The sequence below is a fragment of the Bradyrhizobium sp. USDA 3262 genome (assembly GCF_054060035.1).
The window spans coordinates 5,002,665-5,024,993 of sequence record NZ_JBSSCT010000001.1 but is presented as its reverse complement, the minus strand read 5'-3'; the positions used below and the strand labels follow the sequence as shown (position 1 = coordinate 5,024,993).

Here is a 22,329-nt window from a genome sequence, read left to right as displayed (position 1 = left end):
ACCGCGCGCTAAGGCGCGGGCGCGATCAGCGTGCTGTCCGTCGGCGCGCTCCCAAGCGTCTTGCAGAGGTCGCCTTCGAGCTTGAGCCGGCCGCTCGCCAGAAGCCGCAGCGCCTCCGGATAGATGCGATGCTCGATGGTGATCACGCGCGCGGCGAGCGTCTCGGCCGTGTCGTCGTCAGCGACCGTGACCGCGCCCTGCATCACGATCGGTCCGGCGTCGGTCTCCGGGATCACGAAATGCACCGTCGCTCCGGACAGCTTGACCCCTGCGCGCAACGCCTGGCCGTGCGGATCGAGGCCGGGAAAACAGGGCAGCAGCGAGGGATGGATGTTGAGCATCCGCCCGTACCAGTGCCGTACGAACTCGGCGGTGAACAGCCGCATGAAGCCGCCGAGGCAGATCAGTTCGACCTGCCTGTCGTCGAGCGCGCGCTGCAGCACGGCCTCGAAGCCGGCGCGGTCCTTGCCGAACGGCTTGCTCTCGATGACGATGGTCGCAATGCCGCTTGCGGCGGCCTTTTCGAGCCCGGCAGCATCGGCGCGGTTCGAGATCACAGCCACGATCTCGGCCGGGAAATCCTGAGCCTTCGCAGCCTCGATCAGCGCGGCCATGTTGGAGCCGCGGCCGGAGATCAGGATGGCGACGCGGCGCTTCATCGCGAGAGATCGAGATGACCGTTATAGACCACGCGATGCTCGCCTTTGGCCTCGATCACCTCGCCGAGCAGCGTCGCGGTCTCGCCGCCGGCGGTGAACGCCTCGGTCACGGCGTCGACCGCATCAGCCTTGACGATCGCGATCATGCCGATGCCGCAGTTGAAGGTGCGCAGCAGCTCGAGCTCGGCGATGCCGCCCTGCTCGGCCAGCCATTTGAACACCGGCAGCACCGGCAGCCGCGCCAGATCGATGCCGACGCCGAGATGCTTCGGCAGCACGCGCGGAATGTTGTCGGTGAAGCCGCCGCCGGTAATGTGGGCGAGCCCCTTCACCGCGCCGGTGTCACGGATCGCGCGCAGGCAGGATTTCACATAGAGCCTGGTCGGCGTCAGCAGCGCCGCGCCGAGCGTCATGACCGGCGCGAACGGCGCCGGCGCGTCATAGGCAACGCCGGACTGCTCGACGATCTTGCGCACCAGCGAATAGCCGTTGGAGTGCACGCCGGAGGAAGCCAGCCCGATCACGGCATCGCCCGCCGCGATATCCGCGGTTGGCAGCAAGGTGCCGCGCTCGGCCGCGCCGACCGCGAAGCCGCCAAGGTCGTAATCGCCATCCTTGTAGAGGCCGGGCATCTCGGCGGTTTCGCCGCCGATCAGCGCGCAGGCGGATTCGCGGCAACCTTCGGCGATGCCGGCGACGATCTGCGCGGTGGCCTCCGGATGCAGCTTGCCGCAGGCGAAATAGTCGAGGAAGAACAGGGGTTCCGCGCCCTGCACGACGAGGTCGTTGACCGACATCGCGACCAGATCGATGCCGATGCCGCCATGAATGCCGGTCTCGATCGCGATCTTCAGCTTGGTGCCGACGCCATCGGTCGCGGCCACCAGGACCGGGTCCTTGAAGCCGGCGGCCTTGAGGTCGAACAGCCCGCCGAAACCGCCGATCTCGGCGTCCGCGCCGGGCCGCGCGGTGGCCCGCACCATCGGCTTGATCAGATCGACCAGTCGATTGCCGGCGTCGATATCGACACCCGAATCCGCGTAAGTGAGCCCGTTTTTGCGCTCGGTCATGCCCAATTCCAGATGATCAGGGGCTGGTTACGAGGAATTCCGCCCCCGCGCAATGGCTCGCGGCGCTGCCGCCGCGATACTATGTAGATAACACAAGGCGGCTGCGCAAAAGAGCCGGATATCGAGTAAAATCAGGCTTCTAGCCGGGAAGCGATCCAAGTTGAGCATTCCGAACATCATCACCCTCGGCCGCATCATCCTGGTGCCGGTGATCGTCTGGGCCATCGTGTCCAGCCAGATGGAGATTGCGTTCGCGATCTTCGTGATCGCCGGCGTCTCGGACGCGGTCGACGGTTTCCTCGCCAAGCGCTTCAACATGACGAGCGAGCTCGGCGCCCTGCTCGATCCGCTCGCCGACAAGGCGCTCCTGGTGTCGATCTATGTCGCGCTCGGAATCTGGGGCGCGGTGCCGCGCTGGATCGTGATCCTCGTGGTGTCGCGCGACATCATGATCGTCTCCGCCGTGATTGTGTCATGGTTGTTCGACAAGCCGGTCGAGATGAAGCCGCTGATGGTGTCGAAGCTGAACACGGTGGCGCAGGTCGCGTTCGCGGCGCTGGTGCTGGCCTCGCTCGGCTTCGGCTTCGAGCCGCATCCTTACGACTGGATCCTGATGGGCCTGGTCACGATCTTTACTTTGGGTTCGGTGTCCCTCTATCTCGTGGAGTGGGTGCGGCACATGAGCACGATCGAAGCTCGGTAGGCGGGATCCGGAAAAGTCGAAGCCGGTTTTCCCGCGACAAACGCGACGCGTTTGCGCATAGCTAAAATAAGGTGGTTTGGAGACTTGTGTGGCCAGTAGCGTTCAACCTCGTCAATTGGCCTTGGCGCTGCCGCACGAGGAGAAGCTGACCCGCGACGATTTCCTCGAGGGCCCTGCCAATGAGGCTGCGCTGGCGCTGATCGACGGTTGGCCGGACTGGCCGAACCGAATCATGCTGCTGGTCGGGCCTGACGGCGCCGGCAAAAGCCACCTCGCCGCGATCTGGGCCGAGAGCGCCGGCGCGCGCTCGACCGCGGCGCATGCGCTGACCGCCGACACGGTGCCGACCGCGCTTGCGACCGGTGCGCTCGTCGTCGAGGACTTGAGGCCGGCGGATTTCGACGAGCGCGCGATGTTTCATCTGATGAATCTGGCGCGCCAGGACGATGCCTACGTGCTGATCACGGCGCGCGTTCCGCCCTCGGCGTTCGAGATCGAATTGCGCGACCTGCGGTCGCGGCTCCGCGCGGTGCCGACTGTGACGCTGCTGCCGCCGGACGACCAGCTGTTCCGCGGCCTGATCGTCAAGTTCTGCGCCGACCGCCAGATGAGCGTGGACGAACCGCTCGTCAGCTATCTGAGCAACCGGATCGAGCGTTCCTACGTTGCCGTCCGGCAGGCGGTCGAGTTGCTCGATACCGAGGCACTCCGGCTCGGCCGTCCCGTCACACGGGCGCTGGCGGCGGAGCTGTTGCGCGATGCCTGATCCATCCCCGCGGCTTGACGGCGCAGGGAAGCGGAACATCAATGTCATCGAAACGTCATCGCAATATCACATGGTTTCTGCGGCTCTCGGCTAGACCGCCCCGGCCCCTGCCCTGAATTGGACCAGCACTTGATGGACTCGGCACAAGCTACTGAAATCAAAGAAAAAGAGGCGGAATTTCCCGCCATTCCCGCAATCGCGACCAGCCCCGAGCGCTTCATCAACCGGGAGCTCTCCTGGCTGCACTTCAACCGGCGGGTGCTCGAGGAATCGGTCAATCTCGGCCATCCCGTGCTGGAGCGGGTCCGCTTCCTGTCGATTTCGGCGAATAACCTCGACGAGTTCTTCATGGTCCGTGTCGCCGGCATCAAGGCGCAGGTCCGCGAGGGCATTACCGAGCGCAGCCCGGACGGCCTGCTGCCGGCCGAGCAGCTCGTGATGATCAACAAGACCGTCTCGCAGCTCGCCTCCGACCAGCAGGCGATCTGGAGCGACCTGCGGGATATCCTGGCCAAGGTCGGCATCCAGCTGGTCGACGGCCGCGACGTCACCAAGTCCGAGCGCAGCTGGATCGAGGATCACTTCCTCCACAACATCTTCCCGCTGCTGACGCCGCTGGCGATCGACCCGGCGCATCCCTTTCCGTTCATCCCGAATCTCGGCTTCACGGTGGCGCTGCAATTGTCGCGGATCGCCGACGGCAAGGCGATGAACGCGCTGATCCGCATGCCCGGCAAGATCGACCGATTCATCCGCATCCCCTCCACCAAGGAAGGCGCGCCGGCGCGGCTGATCACGCTCGAGCAGGCTACCGGTCTGTTCATCGGCCGCCTGTTCCCCGGCTACACCGTCAAGGGCCAGGGCGCATTCCGCATCATCAGAGACTCCGAACTCGAAATCGAGGAAGAGGCCGAAGACCTCGTTCGCCTGTTCGAGACCGCGCTCAAGCGCCGCCGCCGCGGGTCGGTGATCCGGCTCGAGATCGAGGCCACGATGCCCGAGGAGCTGCGCATCTTCGTGCAGCACGCCTTGTCGGCCGCCGACGACGAAGTGATCCTGGTCGACGGCGTGCTGGCGATGAACGAGCTGTCGCAGCTCACCCGCCTCAATCGCCCCGACCTCGAATTCCCGCCCTATGTGCCGCGCCATCCCGAGCGGGTGCGCGATCATGGCGGCGATATCTTCGCCGCCATCCGCCAGAAGGACCTCGTGGTCCATCACCCCTACGAATCCTTCGACGTCGTGGTGCAGTTCCTGCAGCAGGCGGCACGCGATCCCGACGTGGTCGCGATCAAGCAGACGCTCTATCGCACCTCGAACAATTCGCCGATCGTGCGCGCGCTGGCGGAAGCCGCCGAAGCCGGCAAGTCGGTGACCGCGCTGATCGAGCTGAAGGCGCGCTTCGACGAGGAAGCCAACATCCGCTGGGCCCGCGACCTCGAACGCGCCGGCGTGCAGGTGGTCTACGGCTTCATCGAATTGAAGACGCATGCCAAGCTGTCGATGGTGGTGCGCCGCGAGGGCGGCAATCTCACGACCTATGTGCACACCGGCACCGGCAACTATCACCCGGTCACCGCGCGCATCTACACCGACCTCTCCTACTTCACCTCGGATCCGATCATCGGCCGCGACGTCGCGCGGGTCTTCAACTACATCACCGGCTATGCCGAGCCGAGCGACATCGAGAAGATGGCGGTGTCTCCGCTGACGCTGCGCAAGCGGATCATCGAGCACATCCACGGCGAGATCGCCCACGTCAAGCACGGCCGGCACGGCGCGGTCTGGATGAAGATGAACGCGCTGGTCGACCCTGATATCATCGACGCGCTGTACGAGGCCTCGCAGGCCGGCGTCTCGGTCGAACTCGTGGTGCGCGGCATCTGCTGCCTGCGGCCGGGGCTGCCGGGATTGTCCGAGAACATCCGCGTCAAATCGGTGATCGGCCGGTTCCTGGAACACGGCCGAATCTATTGCTTCGGCATGGGCCAGGGCCTGCCGAGCACAAAAGCTGCTGTGTATATCTCGTCCGCTGACATGATGCCGCGGAACCTCGACCGCCGCGTCGAGGTTCTCTGTCCGCTGCAAAATCCCACGGTGCATCAGCAGGTTCTCGAACAGATCATGGTCGCGAATCTGAAGGACACCGAGCAGAGCTGGCAATTGTTGCCGGATGGGTCGTCAACGCGTATGAAGGCCGCGAAAGGCGAAGAGCCCTTCAATCTGCATGACTACTTCATGACAAATCCGAGTCTGTCCGGCCGTGGTAAGTCTCTCAAGGAATCTTCACCGCGCCGTCTCACGCGTCGCAACGAGCGACAGCAGCCATCGTCTTAAGGGGGCCTTACGGTGAAGCGACCGCGGAAGCGCGCTTCCAGCGTCGCTGTCATCGATATCGGCTCGAACTCGGTTCGTCTCGTGGTTTACGAGGCGATGGCGCGCAGCCTCATCACCATCTTCAACGAGAAGGCGCTCTGCGGGCTCGGGCGCGAGGTGCAGAGCACCGGCCTGCTCGCAACCGATGCCGTCAACAAGGCGCTCACCGCGCTGCGCCGTTTTCGCGCGCTGTGCAGGATCCAGCAGGTCGGCCGCGTCTACGCGATCGCGACCGCGGCCTGCCGCGACGCCAAGAACGGTCCGGACTTCATCGCCAAGGCCGAGCGCATCTGCGGCGCCAAGATCGAGATTCTCACCGGGCCGCGTGAAGCAAAGCTGTCCGCGCTCGGCGTCGTCTCGGGCGTGCACAATCCGAACGGCATCGTCGGCGATCTCGGCGGCGGCTCGCTCGAACTGATCGACGTCAAGGGCAACCGCGTGCGCAGCGGCGTGACGCTGCCGCTCGGCAGCCTCGCGCTGCAGGACCTCTCCAACAAATCGCTCAAGCGCGCCGAACGCATCGTCAAGAACGAGCTGCTGGGCGTCGCCCAGCTCAAGACCGGCCGCGGCCGCACCTTCTATGCGGTCGGCGGCACCTGGCGTGCGCTGGCGCGCATACACATCATCCAGAGCGGCTACCCGCTCAAGGTGATGCACGGCTATTCGATCCCGGCGGCGGACGCGCTCGACTTCGCGCAGCGGCTGCGGCGGCTGGCGGCCACCAACATGCTGGCCAATATCGAATCGGTCGCCGATGCGCGGCGGCCGCTATTGGCCTACGCCGCGCTCGTGCTCGAATACATCATCCGCGTGGCCCAGCCGAAGACCATCGTGTTCTCGACCTTCGGCGTGCGCGAGGGCTTGCTCTACGAGATGCTGCCGCCGGCCGAACGCGCCAAGGACGGGCTGCTCTGCGCCGCGCAGAACCTCAACGAATTGCTGTCGCGCTCGGCCCGCCACGCCCAGGAGCTGACGGCGTGGACCGACCGGCTGGTGCGTGTCGTCAGGCTGCGCGAGACCGAGGAAGACCGCAGGCTGCGGCATGTCGCCTGCCTGCTCTCCGATATCGGTTGGCGGGTGCATCCCGATCATCGCGGCGAGGAAACCCTCAGCCTGATCATGAACGGCAATTTCGGCTCGATCACGCATCAGGGCCGCGCCTTCGTCGCACTCTCGGTGTTCTATCGCTACGCCGGCCTCAGCGAAGAAAACGAGCCGCCGCCGCAGATCCGCGCGCTGGTGACGCCGGCGATGGACGAGCGCGCCCGCGTGCTCGGCGCCGCGTTCCGCGTGGCGCATCTGATCACGGCGGCGCGCACCGGCGTGCTGCCGGCAACCCATTTCCGCACCCAGGGCCGCAAGCTGATGCTGGTGTTCGAGCACCGGATGGTGGATCTGGTCGCCGACCGCGTCGGCAGCCGCTTCAAGCAATTGGCGCGGCTGGTCGGGCGCGTCGGCTCGATCGTGCGGCGCTAGGGCTCACGCCGCCTTGGTCAGGGACTCACGCCGCCTTGGCGGCGTGCTTTGCCTTGCGGAGTGCGCGGCGGCGCCAGATCGACCCCGCGACCAGCACCACGATGATGCCGAGCACCGCGAGCACGATCTCGCCGCCGTTGCCGCCATGGGCGAATTGCGGCGACATCCCGACCGACGTCAGCCAGGAATCGAGCTTGGCACCGAGCGGTCCGGCGAACAGCGCGTCCAGCTTCGGATGCACGGCCGGATCGGTCGCGATGACATCGCCCGCGATCCAGCCGAGCAGCGCGGCACCGGCCCAGACCAGGACCGGCAGCTTTGTGAGCAGCGCCATGATCAGCGCCGCGCCGGCAACGATGAGGGGAACGCTGATCGCAAGGCCGAGCACCAGCAGCGGCACGCTGCCATTGGCGGCGGCGGCCACCGCGATCACATTGTCGAGGCTCATCACGATGTCGGCGACCACGACGATCTGAACCGCGGCCCACAAATGCGAGGCCGCGTGCACGCTGTCCTCGTCTTCCTGCTCCGGCACCAGCAGCTTGGCGGCGATCACGATCAGCGCCAGCCCGCCGACCAGCTTCAAATAGGGAAGCTCCATCAGGCTGGCGACGATACCGGTGAAGATGACGCGCAGCAGCACCGCTGCGGCGGCGCCGAGAATCATACCCCACAGGCGCTGGCGCGGCGCGAGCCCGCGGCAAGCGAGCGCGATCACGAGCGCGTTGTCGCCCGACAACAGGACGTTGATCCAGATGATCTTGCCAACGGCGACCCAGAAGGTCGGCGTCGCCATCTCGTTCTTGAATTCGGTGAAGAACGCGCCGATGTACGCCGGATCAAAGATCTGCCACAGCCAGTCCACAGCGAGTCCTATTCGGCCTTGCGGCCGCCCCTGACGGCGATCGTCCGCCGCTCCCCGGTTTGTTTCGACGCGGTCCCCTCGGGAGACCGCGCCACTTCAGCAATACGGCGTTAGCCGACGATCTCGTTGCCTGCGAAGAACTGCGCGATCTCGATCACGGCGGTCTCCGGCGCATCCGAACCGTGCACCGAATTCTCGCCGATCGACTTCGCATAGAGCTTGCGGATGGTGCCTTCGGCGGCCTTTGACGGATCGGTCGCGCCCATCACGTCGCGATATTTCAGGATGGCGCCCTCGCCTTCCAGCACCTGGACCACGACCGGGCCCGAGGTCATGAAGTCGACCAGTTCGCCGAAGAACGGACGCGCCTTGTGGACGGCGTAGAAGGTCTCGGCCTGGCCGCGGGTCATGCGGATGCGCTTCTGCGCCACGACCCGCAGGCCCGCCTTCTCGATCACCGCATTGACCGCGCCGGTCAGGTTGCGCTCGGTGGCGTCGGGCTTGATGATCGAAAAGGTGCGTTCAATCGCCATGATTTCGTCCTTGTAAACGTGGCTGGGAGTTGCCGGGGCTTATATCGGCGCGATGGGGTAACGGCAAGCGACCCTGTGACGCGTTAGCCTTTAGTTTTGACGGATTTTCACGACGAAAACCGTCGTTTGGGTGCCCTCCGGACCAGCGGCCGGCTGGACCAACTTACCGCGATTTCACCTAGGTGAACCCATTCTGTCAGCGCCGTGCCGCTGCCGTTCAGCTCCACCCACATAGGCTCTGCAGCGATCGGACGCCTTGCTGGCAACCCCATCCGCAAGCCTCACAGGACGTCTCGGGAAATGTCACCGCGGGCGCGTCGCGCGCGCCCATAGCTCGAGGAGACGATCATGTTACGCAAACTCTCGCTTGCCGCCATCGCCGCGGTTTCGCTCGGTGCCGCCGCGCTCGCCCCGACCTCCGCCTCCGCCTGGGGTGGCGGGCATGGCGGCTGGCACGGTGGATGGCACCACGGCTGGTGGGGCGGCCCGCGCGTCATCGTCGGCGGCCCGGCCTATTACGGCGGTTATGGCTATGGCGGCGGCTGCTACGTGCGCCGCGTCGTGCCGACCCCGTGGGGCCCCCGCTGGCGGCTGGTCAACCGCTGCTACTGATCCATCGAATCTGTCGACTGCTCCCCTGACTTGCTTCTCGCCCCGGCCCTCGCGCCGGGGCTTTTTTCAGGTCCGCCGGGGAACCCGGGCATATGATGGGGCCCACTACCTCAAGGCGAGAGTAAGGCGCGGAAACCAAATTCGGCGTCGCGACTTGTCATGGCGAGGAGCTACTCGAACACGCGAGGTGGAACTCGCCAAGAGATGTGCCATGACGATGACAATGACCAAGATCGACAAGGACGCCGATCAGATTGATCACAAGACCTGCCGTTACATCTGCGATGCCGTGGGTGAACGGCTTCAGCAAAGCATGCGGCCAGAGCCCGCGCTTTCGTCTCGCCTGCAGCAGCTCCTCGACGAGATGCAACGGCGGGAAGCCGATCGCCATTAGATGTTGAGGGCTGCCCAGCAGCTCAATTGCGTTTTTGCAACAGCGCCCGGGAGAGATTTTACAGACAGACGGGTTGCGTTTGGCGGCGGGTCCGGTGACAACGCTGCATGCTCTCCATCACTGACATCTCGGTCCGGATCGCCGGACGGCTGTTGATCGATCACAGTTCGGTACAAATTGTGCCCGGAGCCCGCGTCGGATTTGTCGGCCGCAACGGCGTCGGCAAATCGACGCTGTTTCACGCCGTCCGGGGCGACATCCCGACCGAGAGCGGCAGCATCGCGCTCCCGCCGCGCTGGCGTATCGGCAGCCTCGCGCAGGAAGCTCCCGACGGGCCCGAAAGCCTGATCAACGTCGTGCTGAAGGCCGATCTCGAGCGCGACGCGCTGCTGCGCGAGGCCGAGACGGCGCACGATCCGCACCGGATTGCCGAAATCCAGACCCGGCTGGTCGATATCGACGCCCATTCCGCGCCCGCCCGTGCCGCGGCGATCCTCTCCGGCCTCGGCTTCTCGACATCAGACCAGGCGCGGCCGTGCGCGGAATTTTCCGGCGGCTGGCGCATGCGCGTCGCGCTGGCGGCGACGCTGTTCTCCGCGCCCGACCTTCTCCTGCTGGACGAGCCGACCAACTATCTCGATCTCGAAGGCACGTTGTGGCTCGAGAACCATCTCGCCAACTATCCGCGCACGGTGATCGTGATCAGCCACGACCGCGATCTCCTGGACACTTCGGTCGATCAGATCCTGCACCTCGATCGCGGCAAGCTGACGCTCTACAAGGGTACCTATTCCTCGTTCGAGGAACAGCGCGCCGCGCGCGAACTGCTCGACGCCAAGCACGCCAAGCGGCAGGCCGATGAGCGCAAGCGCCTGCAGGATTTCGTCGACCGCTTCAAGGCCAAGGCATCGAAGGCACGGCAGGCGCAGTCGCGCGTGAAGATGCTGGAGCGGATGAAGCCGATCACCGCGCTGGTGACCCAGGATGTTCACGAGATCTCGTTCCCGGCACCGGAGAAGCTGCTGTCGCCGCCGATCATCGCGGTCGATGACGTCTCGGTCGGCTACGAGCCCGGCAAGCCCGTTCTCAATCGCGTGACGCTGCGCGTCGATACCGACGACCGCATCGCGCTGCTCGGGGCCAACGGCAACGGCAAGTCGACGCTGGTCAAGCTGCTGGCGGGCAAGCTCGCGCCGTTTGCCGGCAGGATCACGAGGGCCGACAAGCTGTCGGTCGGCTATTTCGCCCAGCACCAGGTCGACGAGCTCAATCTCGACGGCTCGCCCTATGATCACATCCGCAAGCTGATGCCGGAGGCGCCGGAGACCAAGGTGCGCGGCCGCGTCGGCGCGATCGGTTTCTCAGGCAAGGCCGGCGACACGCTGGTGAGGAGCTTGTCGGGCGGCGGAGAAGGCGCGGCTGCTGCTCGGGCTTGCCACGTTCTACGGCCCGAACATGATCATCCTGGACGAGCCGACCAACCATCTCGATATCGACAGCCGTGCGGCGCTGGCGGAGGCGATCAACGAATTCCCCGGCGCGGTCATGATGGTCTCGCACGATCGTTATCTGATCGAGGCCTGCGCCGACCGCCTGTGGGTCGTGGCGAACCAGACCGTGACCGCCTATGACGGCGATCTCGACGAGTATCGACGCATGATCCTGTCGGCCAATGATGGCCGGCCGGCCTCGCGCGAGCGCGTCAAGGAGCTCGCCAAGCTGGAGCGCGCCCGCAACGAGAAGCGTGCTTCACCCAGACAGCGGGTCCAGCAAGCCGAGGCCGAGATCGAGCGCATCAACGGCATCATCGCCAAGATCGATACCGCGCTCGCATTGCCCGATATTTTTACGCGCGACCCCAAGCAGGCCGCGCAACTGACCAAGGCGCGCGCCGGCGCCGAGAGCGCGCTACAGCGTGCCGAGGAAGACTGGCTGGAAGCCAGCGCCGAACTCGACGAAGCCGCGAATTAGATTTGCCCCACCGGGCGGAGCCACATATTCGGTGTCGTCCCTGCGACAGCAGGGATCCATAACCACAGCTAGTTATTGTTGCACGATGGTGGAACGACGAGCCCCGTTCACAACACGGGCCGCGGAGTATGGGTCCCTGCTTTCGCAGGGACGACGGTGGAGGGAGCGCCAGGGCTCTGTCCGGTGTGATGCCAGCGCAAGCAGGCATCGACCTGCCGCTGCGGCGAAAATACCCTAACCCTGCGAGGTCTTTTTCTTCTTCGGCTTCGCCTGCTTCGGCTCCGGCACAGGGTCCGCACCGCGCTCGACGGACGACAGGCGCCCTGAGGAGAAGGTGTAGATGCCGGCGCGCGCGCCACGCGACCAGGTCACGACCGCAACACGCTCGCCGCCCGGCCCATTGGACAGGTTCACACTGTCGGGAGCACCGATGCCGCGCACGACGTCGCATTCAGTGTGGCCGAGTGCAACGCTACCGCCGGTTGGCTGCGGCGGCGGTGCACCGCCGGCCTGCGCGTTGGCATCGGCGGCGCCCGGCGGTGCCATGCCTGGACAGCTGCCGTCGGCACTGACGAGATCGTCGTTGGTTACCGGCTTGTCCGGCGTCAGCGGCGGCGATTCGATCGAGATGTTGCGGATGAACACCCGCCCGGGACGCGAGAACCATTCCGCATCGCGCGAAAACAAGTCGGATCCGGCGCCCGAACAGCCGGCAAGTCCCGGTGCAAGCACCAGCAAGGCCAACAGAGACTTCCGACTGAATGTTCCGTCCTGCACGATCGACAAAGCTCCTACCCCTTCACCTAAGGGCTTGTCCGAACATCACTTTGCGGCATGACCGTGGCCCGCCCCAAGAAACGTCGAATTATCATTAATTAGTAGCTATCGCTATTGGCGCCGCTGCCAGCGTCCCCGCTCGTCGGTCTGCCAATAGGTGACCTCGAAGCCGCGGGCCTTGCAAGCAGTCCAGCTTTCCCTGGCCGAGGCCACCGCGTCGGGATCGTCGCCATTGAACACGAGGACCACCCGCTCGTAGCTGTCGCAGTCGGCCGGCAGCGCCGCATTGTCGACCAGGAAGCGGACATTGGCCCGATTCGGGTTGCCCTCCTCGATCGACAGGATGATCGGCTGGTCCTGCGCGTCGGCAACGCGCGAGGTCGCGTGCGGCAGGAATGAATCGTCGCTGTAGGTCCACAGATGCGCGTCGAGCGTCTCGGCGCGCTCCTGCGACGTCGATTGCACGACCACGCGCCAGCCGCGCTCGAGCGACTTCTCAAGCAGCGGCGGCAGCACGCTCTCCAGCGTCATGTTCTGCAGATGGTAGAACAGAACCTCGGTCATGCGCCGGCCGACACTCTATTTCCCAGCTTCATAATAGTCGGAGACCAGCCGCTCGAGCAGCCGGACGCCATAACCCGAACCCCAGCTCTGATTGATCTCGGTCTTCGGCGCGCCCATCGCGGTGCCGGCGATGTCGAGATGCGCCCACGGCGTGCCGTCGACGAAACGCTGCAGGAATTGCGCTGCCGTGATCGAGCCGCCGTTGCGCCCGCCGGTGTTCTTCATGTCGGCGAATTGCGAATCGATCTGCTTATCGTATTCGGGACCAAGCGGCATGCGCCACACCTTCTCACCGGTCTCGAGGCCGACCGTGGTCAGGCGCTCGGCGAGTTCGTCGTTGTTGGAGAACATGCCGGCGTGATCGGTGCCGAGCGCGACCATGATCGCGCCGGTCAGCGTGGCCAGATCGACCATGAATTTCGGCTTGAACTTCTTGGCGACGTACCAGAGCACGTCGGCGAGCACGAGGCGTCCCTCGGCGTCGGTGTTGATGATTTCGATGGTCTGGCCGGACATCGAGGTGACGATGTCGCCCGGACGCTGCGCATTGCCGTCGGGCATGTTCTCGACCAGGCCGATGGCGCCGACCACATTGACGCGGGCCTTGCGCGCCGCGAGCGCGTGCATCAGCCCGACCACGCAGGCCGCACCGCCCATGTCACCCTTCATATCCTCCATGCCGCCGGCCGACTTGATGGAGATGCCGCCGGTGTCGAAGCAGACGCCCTTGCCGACGAACGCGACCGGCGCCTCGCTCTTCTTGCCGCCGTTCCAGCGCATGATCACGGTGCGGCCGGGCCGCGCCGATCCCTGCGCGACGCCGAGCAGCGCGCCCATGCCGAGCTTGGTCATCGCCTTGACGTCGAGCACCTCGACGCTGACGCCGAGCTTGCGAAGCTGGCTGGCGCGGCGTGCGAATTCCTCGGGATACAGCACGTTCGGCGGCTCGTTGACGAGCTCACGCGCCAAATTCACACCATCGACGACGGACGCTTCGGGCGCATACGCCTTCCTGGCGGCGGCAACATCGTCGACGGCGATCGAGACGTCGGCCCGCAGGGCGGCGCCGTCCTCGCCATCCTTCTTCTTGGTCTTGTAGCGGTCGAACTTGTAGGCGCGCAGACGGATGCCGGTGGCGATCGCGGCGGCCTGGCCGGCGGCCATCGCGGCATCGGGCAGTTCCGCGATCACGGTCATCGAACCGCTGCCGGCATTGAGCTTGCCGGCCACCGCGCCGCCAAACTTGAGGAAATCCTTCGCCTTGAGGTCGGCTGCCTTGCCGGTGCCGATCACGATCAGCCGCTCGACCTTGATTCCCTCCGGCGCCAGGATGTCGAGGATCGCCCCGCTCTTGCCCTTGAACTGGTTGGCGGCCGCAGCCCGCTTGACCGTCTCGGCGGCGGCTCCCAGCGCCTTCCGGGTGGCGGCTCCCAGCTTCAATTGCTCGTCGCAAAAGGCGACCAGAATACCGCGAGCGGACGCGGAGAATGGGACAAAGCCGACCTTGACGGCGTCGGACATAGGAAAATCCTCCAGAACTCAGGGTGTTGCTCGGACCTGAGGCGGTCCTTCCGGCACGCGGGGTGAGCATTGCGATGGCGGTCCGGAACCAGCCCGGACCGGGCTTGTCACGCACTATGACCCGTCGGCTGCGTCGCTGCCAAGCGCCGGAGTGGCCGGAAGGCCACAAAAGCGATTAATTAACCATAAATTAAGCGTGCCTTGGCCCGGCCATTTTGTTGACGGATCAAAGGGATGGTAGTGAGAGAGTGACTAGAGAGTGAGCCGGACGGGTCCGCGGCTCGACCATAGGGGAACCCGGGTTGACGGGGATGGTCGAAAGCCGTGCGTTTGGTTGCGTGCAGGGGGCCTTGGGGGTCGTGCGGTAGCGATGGGGTCGATCGACAAGTACATCTTTAAAACGACGCTGGCGTCGTTTGCGCTTGTCCTGGTCAGCCTCACCGGCGTGATCTGGATTACGCAGGCGCTGCGCGGCATCGACCTGATGACCAGCCAGGGTCAGACCATCCTCACCTTCCTTGGCATCACCGGTCTCGTGATTCCCGCCCTGGTGCTGATCATCGCCCCGATCGCGCTGATGATCGCGATCTCCCATACGCTGAACAAGCTCGCGACCGATTCCGAAATCATCGTCATGAACGCGGCGGGCTTCTCGCCGATCCGGCTGTTCCGGCCGTTCTTCCTTGCCACCTGCGTGGTAGCGGCCCTGGTCGCCTTCATCGGCGCCTATCTCGCCCCCGACGGCATGCGCCGAATCAAGCAGTGGGACGCCGAGATCACCGCCGACGTGCTGACCAACATCCTGCAGCCCGGCCGCTTCGCCCAGCTCGACCAGAACTTGACGATTCGCATCCGCGAGCGCTTGCCCGGCGGCGTGCTCGGCGGCGTCTTCGTCGACGATCGCCGCGATCCGCAGGAGCGCGTCACCATCATCGCCGACCACGGCACCGTGCAGAAGACCGATCGAGGTTCGTACCTCGTGCTCTATGACGGCAATCTCCAACGGTTCGAGGTTGGCAAGCGCGATCCGGCGCTGGTCGCATTCGCCCGTTACGCCTTCGACATGTCGAAATTCTCGCAGGGCCGCGACGTCACGCTCGGGATTCGCGAGCGCTATCTCTGGGAGCTGATGTGGCCGGACGAGGAAGACAAGACCTATCAGCAGCTGTCGGGCCAGTTCTTCGCCGAGCTGCATGATCGCTTCATGGCGCCGATCTATCCGTTTGCGTTCGCGGCCCTCACCTTCGCCTTCCTCGGCGCACCGCGCACCACGCGCCAAAGCCGCAATTTCTCGATCGGCGGCTCGGTATTCGCGGTGTTCGGCCTGCGCATGGTCGGGTTCGCCTGCTCCGTCATGGCGGTGAAGACGCCGCTCGCGGCGCTGGTGCAATATCTGATGCTGTTCGGCGGCATCGGCGTCGGCATCTGGATGATCGTCGGCGGCGTGGTCGTCGAACCGCCGCCGCGGCTGATGGAAGCGATCAACAGGAACAACGAGCGCATTGCGCGCCTCTTCCGGAGGCCGGCAACCGCATGAGCATGGTCACAAACACGCTCGGGCGTTATTTCGCCGGCCGCTTCGTGGTCGCGGCGGTGGGCGTGTTCGCGGGCATCTTCGTGCTGCTCGTGCTGGTCGACTACATCGAGATGGTGCGCAAGACGTCGGGCCTCGTCTCGGCCTCTGCGATCACGGTCGCGGAGACTTCGCTATTCCGGGTGCCGCAGCTGCTCGAGAAGCTGATGCCGTTCTGCGTGCTGATCGGCGCGATGACCTGCTACCTCGCTTTGTCGCGGCGGCTGGAGCTCGTGGTGGCCCGTGCCGCCGGCGTCTCGGCCTGGCAATTCATCTCACCGGCGCTGGCCAGCGCGATCATGCTCGGCATCTTCGCGACCACCGCCTACAATCCGGTATCGGCCAATCTGCGCGAGCTCTCCAAACGCATGGAAGCCGAACTCTTCGGCTCGGCGCCCGGCGGCGGCATTCAGGACGCGTCCGGCTTCTGGCTGAACCAGATCAACGACGAGGGTCAGGCGATCATCAATGCGGCCCGCAGCGAGCAGCAGGGCGTCCGGCTGACCGGACTCACCGTGTTCCGATTCGACACGGCGCTCCAGTTCAAGGAGCGAATCGAAGCGCGCGAAGCGGCGCTCGAAGACGGCCGTTGGGTGTTCAAGGGAGTACGCCGATTCACCCTCGATAAGCCTCCGGTGGACCAGGACACCTTCTACCTGACCACCACCCTTACCCCGGCACAGGTGCGCAACAGTTTCTCCACCCCGGAAACTGTGTCCTTTTGGCAACTGCCGAACTACATCCGTTCGTCGGAGAGCTCAGGGTTCGCGACGGCTGGCTATCGCTTGCAGTATCACAAGCTCATCGCACAGCCGTTTTTGCTGGCTGCGATGGTGATGTTGGCGGCTTCTGTGAGCCTCCGCTTCTTTCGGATGGGCGGCGTGCAGAAGATGGTTTTGAGTGGCGTGGGCGCAGGCTTTCTGCTCTACGTGCTGTCGAAAGTAACTGAAGATTTGAGCAAGGCTGAGTTGATGCATCCCATCGCTGCGGCGTGGTTGCCCGCTCGTTGTGGGCAGCCTCACCGGTTTCTTAGCCTTGCTGTACCAGGAGGACGGGTAGTGGCTATCGTCGCCGCCCGCCAGTTGAGGTCGCCTGCTCTCGGGCGGCGCAGTGTCCTGCGCCGTCAACGGAGCCGCATGGCCGCGTTTGGCGTTTCGATCTCAGCTCTCCTCGCCGCGTTCGTCGTGGTCAGCGCGCTCGATGTTGTCGCGTCGACGCCGGCTGCCGCTCAGGCGTTCACCTACAATCCGCGTCCGCCGAAGCCGCCCCGCCCGCCGGCCAAGAATGACGGGCAGATGCTGGTTCAGGCGACCGAGGTCGATTACGACTACAACAACCAGCGCATCTCGGCCGTCGGCAACGTCCAGATGTTCTACAACGGCACCAGCGTCGAGGCCGACAAGGTCATCTACGACCAGAAGACCAAGCGTCTTCATGCCGAAGGCAACATCCGCATGACCGATGCGGAAGGCAAAATCACCTACGCCAACATCATGGATCTCAGCGACGACTACCGCGACGGTTTCGTCGATTCGCTGCGCGTCGACACTGAAGACCAGACCCGCATGGCGGCGACCCGCGCCGATCGGTCCAGCGGCAATTACACGGTGTTCGACAACGGCGTTTATACCGCCTGCGCTCCCTGTAAGGATGATCCGAAGAAGCCGCCGCTCTGGCAGGTCAAGGGCGCGCGCATCATCCATAACCAGACCGAGAAGATGCTCTATTTCGAGAACGCCCAGCTCGAATTCTTCGGCGTTCCGATGGCCTATCTGCCCTACTTCTCGACGCCCGATCCGACCGTGAAGCGCAAGAGCGGCTTCCTGATGCCGGGCTTCACCACGTATTCGGCGTTCGGCGTCGGCGTCGAAATCCCCTATTACTTCGCGCTCGCGCCGGACTTCGACGCGACCTTCAATCCGCGCATCACGTCGAAGCAGGGCGTGCTGTTCCAGGGCGAATTCCGCCAGCGTCTGTCGAACGGCGCCTATCAGATCCGGCTCTACGGCATCGACCAGCTCGATCAAGGCGCCTTCGCCGGCCAGCCCGGCGACCGCCAGTTCCGCGGCGGCATCGAGACCAAGGGTCAGTTCGCGCTGAACGACAAGTGGACTTGGGGCTGGGACGGCGTGCTGCTGTCCGACTACTACTTCATGTCCGATTACCGGCTGGCCCAGTACAAGGACCCGTTCGGATCGTTCCTGTCGCTGCCGACCGAGGCGATCTCGCAACTCTATCTGACCGGCGTCGGCAACCGCAGCTTCTTCGACGCGCGCGCGATCTATTATCTCAGCTACTCGGGCAACCAGAACCAGGTTCCGGTGGTCGCGCCTGTCATCGACTACAACAACGTGATCAACAGCCCGATCCTCGGTGGCGAGTTCAGCTACAAGGTGAACTTCACCAGCCTGACCCGCGAAACCGCGGTGTTCGACCCGATCACGGCACAGGCCGCCAACCCCCTTAACCCGTTGTGCACGACCACGTCCGCTGATCCGATGGCGCGGACGCCGTCGCAGTGCCTGCTGCGCGGCATGCCGGGCACCTACACAAGGCTGACCGCCGAGGCGCAGTGGCGCAAATCCTATACCGACCCGCTCGGCCAGATCTGGACGCCGTTCGTCGGCGTCCGCGCCGATGCCATCAACGCCGACATCTCGAACCAGCCGGGCGTTTCCAACTTCCTGCCGGTCGGCGACACCCAGACGGTCCGCCTGATGCCGACCGTTGGCTTCGAATACCGCTACCCCTTCATCAACGTGCAGCCGTGGGGCACGACGACCATCGAGCCGATTGCGCAGGTCATCATCCGGCCAAACGAGCCCGACGCCGGCAAGCTTCCGAACGAGGACGCGCAGAGCCTGGTGTTCGATACCTCGAACCTGTTCGCGGTCGACAAGTTCTCCGGCTACGACCGCGTCGAGGGCGGCAGTCGCGCCAATGTCGGCGTGCAGGCCACCACGCAGTTCGATCGCGGCGGCAGCGTCAAGGCGATGTTCGGACAGTCCTACCAGATGTTCGGATTGAACTCGTTCGCGGTCGCGGACGTCACCAACACCGGCGTCGACTCCGGCCTGCAGAATCCGCGCTCGGACTATGTCGCCAGCCTCGCCTACTCGCCCAACCGCACCTACACGTTCAGCGTCCGCTCGCGGATGGACGAGGCGACCTGGAACATCAACCGGTTCGAGGCCCAGGCCAGCGCGAACTTCGACCGCTGGTCGGTCAGCCTGATGTACGGCGACTATGCCGCGCAGCCGGAACTTGGCTATTTGACGCGCCGCGAAGGCATCCTCGCCAGCGGATCGATCAAGGTGGCGGCGAACTGGGTGGTTCAGGGCGCGGCGCGCTGGGACCTTGAAGCGAACAAAATCAACCAGTACGCGTTCGGCGCGGGCTATGTGGACGACTGCTTCGTGCTGGCCGCCAACTATGTCACGTCCTATACCTATCAGGCGGGCTCGACGCCGCCCGTCCTCAGTCACGCGTTCATGTTCCAGATCGGGCTGCGGACGATCGCCCAAACCTCCACGACCAGCAGTTCGGCTGGCATGCAGTAGCGAGCGAGCGGTCTGGCGGGGGGCGTGGATTGCCTGCAGGCCTGTGGCTCCGGCTTGAATTGGTTTAAACGGCTGACATGACGATAATGACGACCGCTAGCCTGCCAACGCGCCGCTATCAGCTAGTGTTGAGTTTCCTGCTGGCTCTTTTCCTCCTGCTTGGAGGCGGTGCGCGACTGCATGCCCAGACCATCGCCGTGATGGTCAATGGCGAGCCCATCACCAATTACGACATCGAGCAGCGCGCCAAGCTGAACGCGCTGACCGGCGGCAAGACCCCCGATCGGAAGACCGTCCTCGACGAACTGATCGACGAGAAGCTGAAGATCAAGGAAGCCAAGAAATTCGGCGTCGATCCCTCCGCCGGCGATATCGACCAGTCCTTCGGCGGCATGGCGCAGCGGATGCGGCTTTCCGGCGACCAGCTCACCAAGGTGCTCGAGGGCAAGGGCATCCGCCCGGACACGCTGAAGCAGCGCATCAGGGCCGACATGGTTTGGACCAGCCTGGTCCGCGGCCGCTTCAAGGAAAGCCTGCAGGTTGGCGAAAAGGACGTCGCCAACGCGGTCAAGGAGACCGGAGGGACGGCTGAGGCCGAGGCATTCGAATACAGGATGCAGCCGGTCGTTCTGATCGTGCCCCGCGGCGCGCCGCAGTCGGAGTTCGAGGGGCGCCGCAAGGAAGCGGACAGCCTGCGCGAGCGCGTCACCAGCTGCGAGGAAGCCAACACCTCCTTCAAGTCGATGCGCAACGCCGCGATCCGCGAGATCGTCGTGAAGACCTCGGCCGACCTGCCGCAGTCGCTGCGCGACATCCTGGACAAGACCCCGGTCGGCCACCTCACCCCTCCAGAGGTCACCAAGCAGGGCATCGAAATGGTCGCCCTCTGCGGCCGGAAGGCAACCACCGTCGACACGCCGAAGAAGCGTGAGATGCGCGACAAGATGTACGTGCAGAAGTACGAGGCGAAGTCGAAGGCCTATCTGCAGGAAGTCCGGAAAGCCGCGATGATCGAATATCCAGGCGGGCGATGATCGACTATCGTTGACGCATGGCTCAACCTCTCGCACTGACATCCGGCGAGCCCGCAGGCATCGGCCCCGATATCACGCTCGCCGCATGGCTGCGACGCCGCGAACTCCATCTCCCGCCGTTCTATCTGCTCGGCGACCGTGCCGCGCTTGCCGAACGCGCCAAGACGCTCGGGCTTGCCGTCGAATTGGCCGAGGTCAGCGCCGAGGAGGCATCCGCGACGTTCGCACGCGCCCTCCCCGTCGTTGCGACCGGCAAGGCGGCGAAGGCGCTACCGGGCCAGCCCGACGGCACGAGTGCGGATGCGGCGCTGGCGTCGATCCGGCAGGCCGTCGCCGATGTCGCCGCTGGCAAGGCCAGCGCCGTCGTCACCAATCCGATCGCCAAGAACGTGCTGTACCGCGCCGGCTTCCGGCATCCCGGCCACACAGAGTTCTTGGCCGAGCTTGCCGCAAGCGGCGGGCGCGCGCCGCAGCCGGTGATGATGCTGTGGTCGCCGGCGCTCGCCGTCGTCCCGGTGACGATCCATGTGTCGGTCCGCGAGGCGCTGGCGCAATTGACGACCGACTTGATCGTGTCAACCGCTCGGATCGTGGTCGCGGACATGAAGGCGCGGTTCGGCCTCGCGGCGCCGCGGCTCGCCATTGCCGGCCTCAATCCGCATGCCGGCGAAGACGGCACGCTCGGCATGGAAGACGTCGAGATCGTCGCGCCCGCGGTCGAGATCCTGCGCCGCGATGGCATTGCCGTCCGAGGCCCGCTGCCGGCCGACACCATGTTCCACGCAGCCGCGCGCAAGACCTATGACTGTGCGATCTGCATGTATCACGACCAGGCGCTGATCCCGATCAAGACCGTCGCGTTCGAGGACGCCGTCAACGTCACCCTGGGACTGCCGTTCATCCGGACGTCGCCCGATCACGGCACCGCGTTCGATATCGCCGGCACCGGCAAGGCCAATCCGTCGAGCCTGATCGCCGCCCTGCGGCTCGCCGCGCGCATGGCCGCGGCATCAAGCTAAGTGAGCACGATCGACGATCTGCCGCCGCTGCGCGACATCATTCGCGAGCATTCGCTGTCGGCGCGCAAATCGCTGGGCCAGAATTTTCTGCTCGATCTCAACCTCACCGCGCGCATTGCCCGCGCCGCGGGCCCGCTGGAAGACTCCACCGTGATCGAGGTCGGCCCCGGTCCCGGCGGCTTGACGCGCGCGCTGCTTGCGCTGGGTGCCAAGCGCGTGATCGCCATCGAGCGTGACGAGCGGGCGCTGGCCGCGCTCGACTACATCGCGAAGCGCTATCCTGGCCGCATCGAGATCGTGCATGGCGACGCACAGCACTTTGACCCGCGTCCCTTGCTCGATGGCGCCAAGGCCAAGATCATCGCCAACCTGCCCTACAACATCGCGACCCAGCTGCTGGTCGACTGGCTGTCGATCGAGCCGTGGCCGCCTTGGTACGATATGATGGTCCTGATGTTCCAGCGCGAGGTCGCCGAGCGCATCGTCGCCCATGAGGACGAGGAGGCATATGGCCGGCTCGCGGTGCTCGCCAACTGGCGCACCGAGACCAAGATCCTGTTCGACATCTCGCCCGCGGCCTTCGTGCCGCAACCGAAGGTCACGTCCTCGGTGGTACGACTGATACCGCGCGCCGCACCCGAGCCGTGTGACCGCCGCATGCTCGAGCAGGTCGCGGCCGCCGCCTTCGGCCAGCGCCGCAAGATGCTGCGCCAGAGCCTGAAATCGCTGTCGGTCGATCCGGCGCGACTTGCTGCCGCAGCCGGTATCGACGCGACACGGCGCGCCGAAACCATTCCGGTCGCGGGCTTTGTTGCCATGGCCCGGGAATTGGCCGATATACGGGCCACAAAATAGA

At 65.1% G+C, this 22,329-nt stretch carries 18 protein-coding genes and 2 pseudogenes; 13 read left to right on the top strand and 7 right to left on the bottom strand.

Annotated features, from left to right (window positions below):
• Nucleotides 1–8: 8 nt before the first annotated feature.
• Together purN and purM are read right to left on the bottom strand one after the other, a co-directional pair.
• Nucleotides 9–659: a phosphoribosylglycinamide formyltransferase gene (gene purN / locus ACVWYP_RS23015; RefSeq protein WP_304499972.1), complete on the bottom strand. Its 651-nt coding sequence runs from the start codon at nt 657–659 to the stop codon at nt 9–11.
• Complete coding sequence (gene purM, locus ACVWYP_RS23010; RefSeq protein WP_304499971.1) at nt 656–1,729, bottom strand: phosphoribosylformylglycinamidine cyclo-ligase; 1,074 nt, start codon at nt 1,727–1,729, stop codon at nt 656–658. Before purM ends, purN begins: the two co-directional genes overlap by 4 nt.
• A 160-nt stretch (nt 1,730–1,889) precedes the next feature.
• Here purM and ACVWYP_RS23005 point away from each other — a divergent pair, with 160 nt between their 5' ends.
• The 4 genes from ACVWYP_RS23005 to ppx all read left to right on the top strand — a co-directional run bounded on the left by ACVWYP_RS23005 (nt 1,890) and on the right by ppx (nt 7,050).
• On the top strand, nt 1,890–2,432 hold the full coding sequence (locus ACVWYP_RS23005) for a CDP-alcohol phosphatidyltransferase family protein (RefSeq protein WP_016847415.1): 543 nt from the start codon (nt 1,890–1,892) through the stop codon (nt 2,430–2,432).
• A gap of 88 nt (nt 2,433–2,520) precedes the next feature.
• A complete protein-coding gene (locus tag ACVWYP_RS23000) occupies nt 2,521–3,198 on the top strand; it encodes a P-loop NTPase family protein (RefSeq protein ID WP_304499970.1) in 678 nt (225 codons plus the stop codon).
• A gap of 132 nt (nt 3,199–3,330) precedes the next feature.
• Nucleotides 3,331–5,535: an RNA degradosome polyphosphate kinase gene (locus ACVWYP_RS22995; RefSeq protein WP_304499969.1), complete on the top strand. Its 2,205-nt coding sequence runs from the start codon at nt 3,331–3,333 to the stop codon at nt 5,533–5,535.
• 12 nt (nt 5,536–5,547) lie between these two features.
• Nucleotides 5,548–7,050 carry an exopolyphosphatase gene (gene ppx / locus ACVWYP_RS22990; protein ID WP_304499968.1) on the top strand — a complete coding sequence of 501 codons (1,503 nt, stop codon included), beginning with the start codon at nt 5,548–5,550 and terminating at the stop codon, nt 7,048–7,050.
• Nucleotides 7,051–7,075: 25 nt separating this feature from the next.
• Here ppx and ACVWYP_RS22985 read toward each other — a convergent pair whose 3' ends face one another.
• Together ACVWYP_RS22985 and ndk are read right to left on the bottom strand one after the other, a co-directional pair.
• Nucleotides 7,076–7,915: a TerC family protein gene (locus ACVWYP_RS22985; protein WP_304499967.1), complete on the bottom strand. Its 840-nt coding sequence runs from the start codon at nt 7,913–7,915 to the stop codon at nt 7,076–7,078.
• Nucleotides 7,916–8,025: 110 nt separating this feature from the next.
• Nucleotides 8,026–8,448: a nucleoside-diphosphate kinase gene (ndk, locus tag ACVWYP_RS22980; RefSeq protein ID WP_016847423.1), complete on the bottom strand. Its 423-nt coding sequence runs from the start codon at nt 8,446–8,448 to the stop codon at nt 8,026–8,028.
• Between the two features lie 348 nt (nt 8,449–8,796).
• Between ndk and ACVWYP_RS22975 the strand changes: the two genes are divergently transcribed.
• The 3 genes and pseudogenes from ACVWYP_RS22975 to ACVWYP_RS22965 all read left to right on the top strand — a co-directional run bounded on the left by ACVWYP_RS22975 (nt 8,797) and on the right by ACVWYP_RS22965 (nt 11,425).
• Complete coding sequence (locus tag ACVWYP_RS22975) at nt 8,797–9,060, top strand: hypothetical protein (RefSeq protein ID WP_028344813.1); 264 nt, start codon at nt 8,797–8,799, stop codon at nt 9,058–9,060.
• A gap of 223 nt (nt 9,061–9,283) precedes the next feature.
• Nucleotides 9,284–9,454: a hypothetical protein gene (locus ACVWYP_RS22970; RefSeq protein WP_304499966.1), complete on the top strand. Its 171-nt coding sequence runs from the start codon at nt 9,284–9,286 to the stop codon at nt 9,452–9,454.
• Nucleotides 9,455–9,561: 107 nt separating this feature from the next.
• A pseudogene (locus tag ACVWYP_RS22965) lies at nt 9,562–11,425 on the top strand (ABC-F family ATP-binding cassette domain-containing protein).
• 234 nt (nt 11,426–11,659) lie between these two features.
• On the opposite strand, the gene ACVWYP_RS22960 reads toward ACVWYP_RS22965, so the two are convergent.
• The 3 genes from ACVWYP_RS22960 to ACVWYP_RS22950 form a co-directional block, all read right to left on the bottom strand.
• Nucleotides 11,660–12,169, bottom strand: coding sequence for a hypothetical protein (locus ACVWYP_RS22960; protein WP_439711178.1), 510 nt, complete (start codon nt 12,167–12,169; stop codon nt 11,660–11,662).
• 144 nt (nt 12,170–12,313) lie between these two features.
• Nucleotides 12,314–12,766: a DNA polymerase III subunit chi gene (locus tag ACVWYP_RS22955; protein ID WP_028335176.1), complete on the bottom strand. Its 453-nt coding sequence runs from the start codon at nt 12,764–12,766 to the stop codon at nt 12,314–12,316.
• Nucleotides 12,767–12,781: 15 nt separating this feature from the next.
• Nucleotides 12,782–14,287: a leucyl aminopeptidase gene (locus tag ACVWYP_RS22950; RefSeq protein ID WP_304499964.1), complete on the bottom strand. Its 1,506-nt coding sequence runs from the start codon at nt 14,285–14,287 to the stop codon at nt 12,782–12,784.
• Nucleotides 14,288–14,657: 370 nt separating this feature from the next.
• Here ACVWYP_RS22950 and lptF point away from each other — a divergent pair, with 370 nt between their 5' ends.
• From lptF to rsmA, 6 genes and pseudogenes are all read left to right on the top strand, one after another.
• Nucleotides 14,658–15,824, top strand: a complete 1,167-nt coding sequence (lptF, locus tag ACVWYP_RS22945) for an LPS export ABC transporter permease LptF (RefSeq protein WP_028335174.1) — start codon at nt 14,658–14,660, stop codon at nt 15,822–15,824.
• Nucleotides 15,821–16,919, top strand: a pseudogene (gene lptG, locus ACVWYP_RS22940) (LPS export ABC transporter permease LptG). Before lptF ends, lptG begins: the two are co-directional and overlap by 4 nt.
• A gap of 77 nt (nt 16,920–16,996) precedes the next feature.
• The gene (locus ACVWYP_RS22935) at nt 16,997–19,420 is read left to right on the top strand and encodes an LPS-assembly protein LptD (RefSeq protein WP_304499963.1); all 2,424 of its coding nucleotides are present in this window, start codon (nt 16,997–16,999) and stop codon (nt 19,418–19,420) included.
• An 86-nt stretch (nt 19,421–19,506) separates the two neighbouring features.
• On the top strand, nt 19,507–20,454 hold the full coding sequence (locus ACVWYP_RS22930) for a SurA N-terminal domain-containing protein (RefSeq protein WP_028344807.1): 948 nt from the start codon (nt 19,507–19,509) through the stop codon (nt 20,452–20,454).
• Nucleotides 20,455–20,471: 17 nt separating this feature from the next.
• The gene (gene pdxA / locus ACVWYP_RS22925) at nt 20,472–21,473 is read left to right on the top strand and encodes a 4-hydroxythreonine-4-phosphate dehydrogenase PdxA (protein WP_304499962.1); all 1,002 of its coding nucleotides are present in this window, start codon (nt 20,472–20,474) and stop codon (nt 21,471–21,473) included.
• Nucleotides 21,474–22,328: a 16S rRNA (adenine(1518)-N(6)/adenine(1519)-N(6))-dimethyltransferase RsmA gene (gene rsmA / locus ACVWYP_RS22920; RefSeq protein ID WP_038383706.1), complete on the top strand. Its 855-nt coding sequence runs from the start codon at nt 21,474–21,476 to the stop codon at nt 22,326–22,328.
• Nucleotide 22,329 lies beyond the last annotated feature (1 nt).

Excerpts from the sequence above, each read along its gene's own strand:
- purN (WP_304499972.1), bottom strand. The coding sequence starts at position 659 with ATGAAGCGCCGCGTCGCCATCCTGATCTCCGGCCGCGGCTCCAACATG.
- purM (WP_304499971.1), bottom strand. The coding sequence starts at position 1,729 with ATGACCGAGCGCAAAAACGGGCTCACTTACGCGGATTCGGGTGTCGAT.
- ACVWYP_RS22995 (WP_304499969.1), top strand. The coding sequence starts at position 3,331 with ATGGACTCGGCACAAGCTACTGAAATCAAAGAAAAAGAGGCGGAATTT.
- ndk (WP_016847423.1), bottom strand. The coding sequence starts at position 8,448 with ATGGCGATTGAACGCACCTTTTCGATCATCAAGCCCGACGCCACCGAG.
- ACVWYP_RS22975 (WP_028344813.1), top strand. The coding sequence starts at position 8,797 with ATGTTACGCAAACTCTCGCTTGCCGCCATCGCCGCGGTTTCGCTCGGT.
- ACVWYP_RS22970 (WP_304499966.1), top strand. The coding sequence starts at position 9,284 with ATGACCAAGATCGACAAGGACGCCGATCAGATTGATCACAAGACCTGC.
- ACVWYP_RS22955 (WP_028335176.1), bottom strand. The coding sequence starts at position 12,766 with ATGACCGAGGTTCTGTTCTACCATCTGCAGAACATGACGCTGGAGAGC.
- ACVWYP_RS22950 (WP_304499964.1), bottom strand. The coding sequence starts at position 14,287 with ATGTCCGACGCCGTCAAGGTCGGCTTTGTCCCATTCTCCGCGTCCGCT.
- lptF (WP_028335174.1), top strand. The coding sequence starts at position 14,658 with ATGGGGTCGATCGACAAGTACATCTTTAAAACGACGCTGGCGTCGTTT.
- ACVWYP_RS22935 (WP_304499963.1), top strand. The coding sequence starts at position 16,997 with ATGGCCGCGTTTGGCGTTTCGATCTCAGCTCTCCTCGCCGCGTTCGTC.
- ACVWYP_RS22930 (WP_028344807.1), top strand. The coding sequence starts at position 19,507 with ATGACGACCGCTAGCCTGCCAACGCGCCGCTATCAGCTAGTGTTGAGT.
- pdxA (WP_304499962.1), top strand. The coding sequence starts at position 20,472 with ATGGCTCAACCTCTCGCACTGACATCCGGCGAGCCCGCAGGCATCGGC.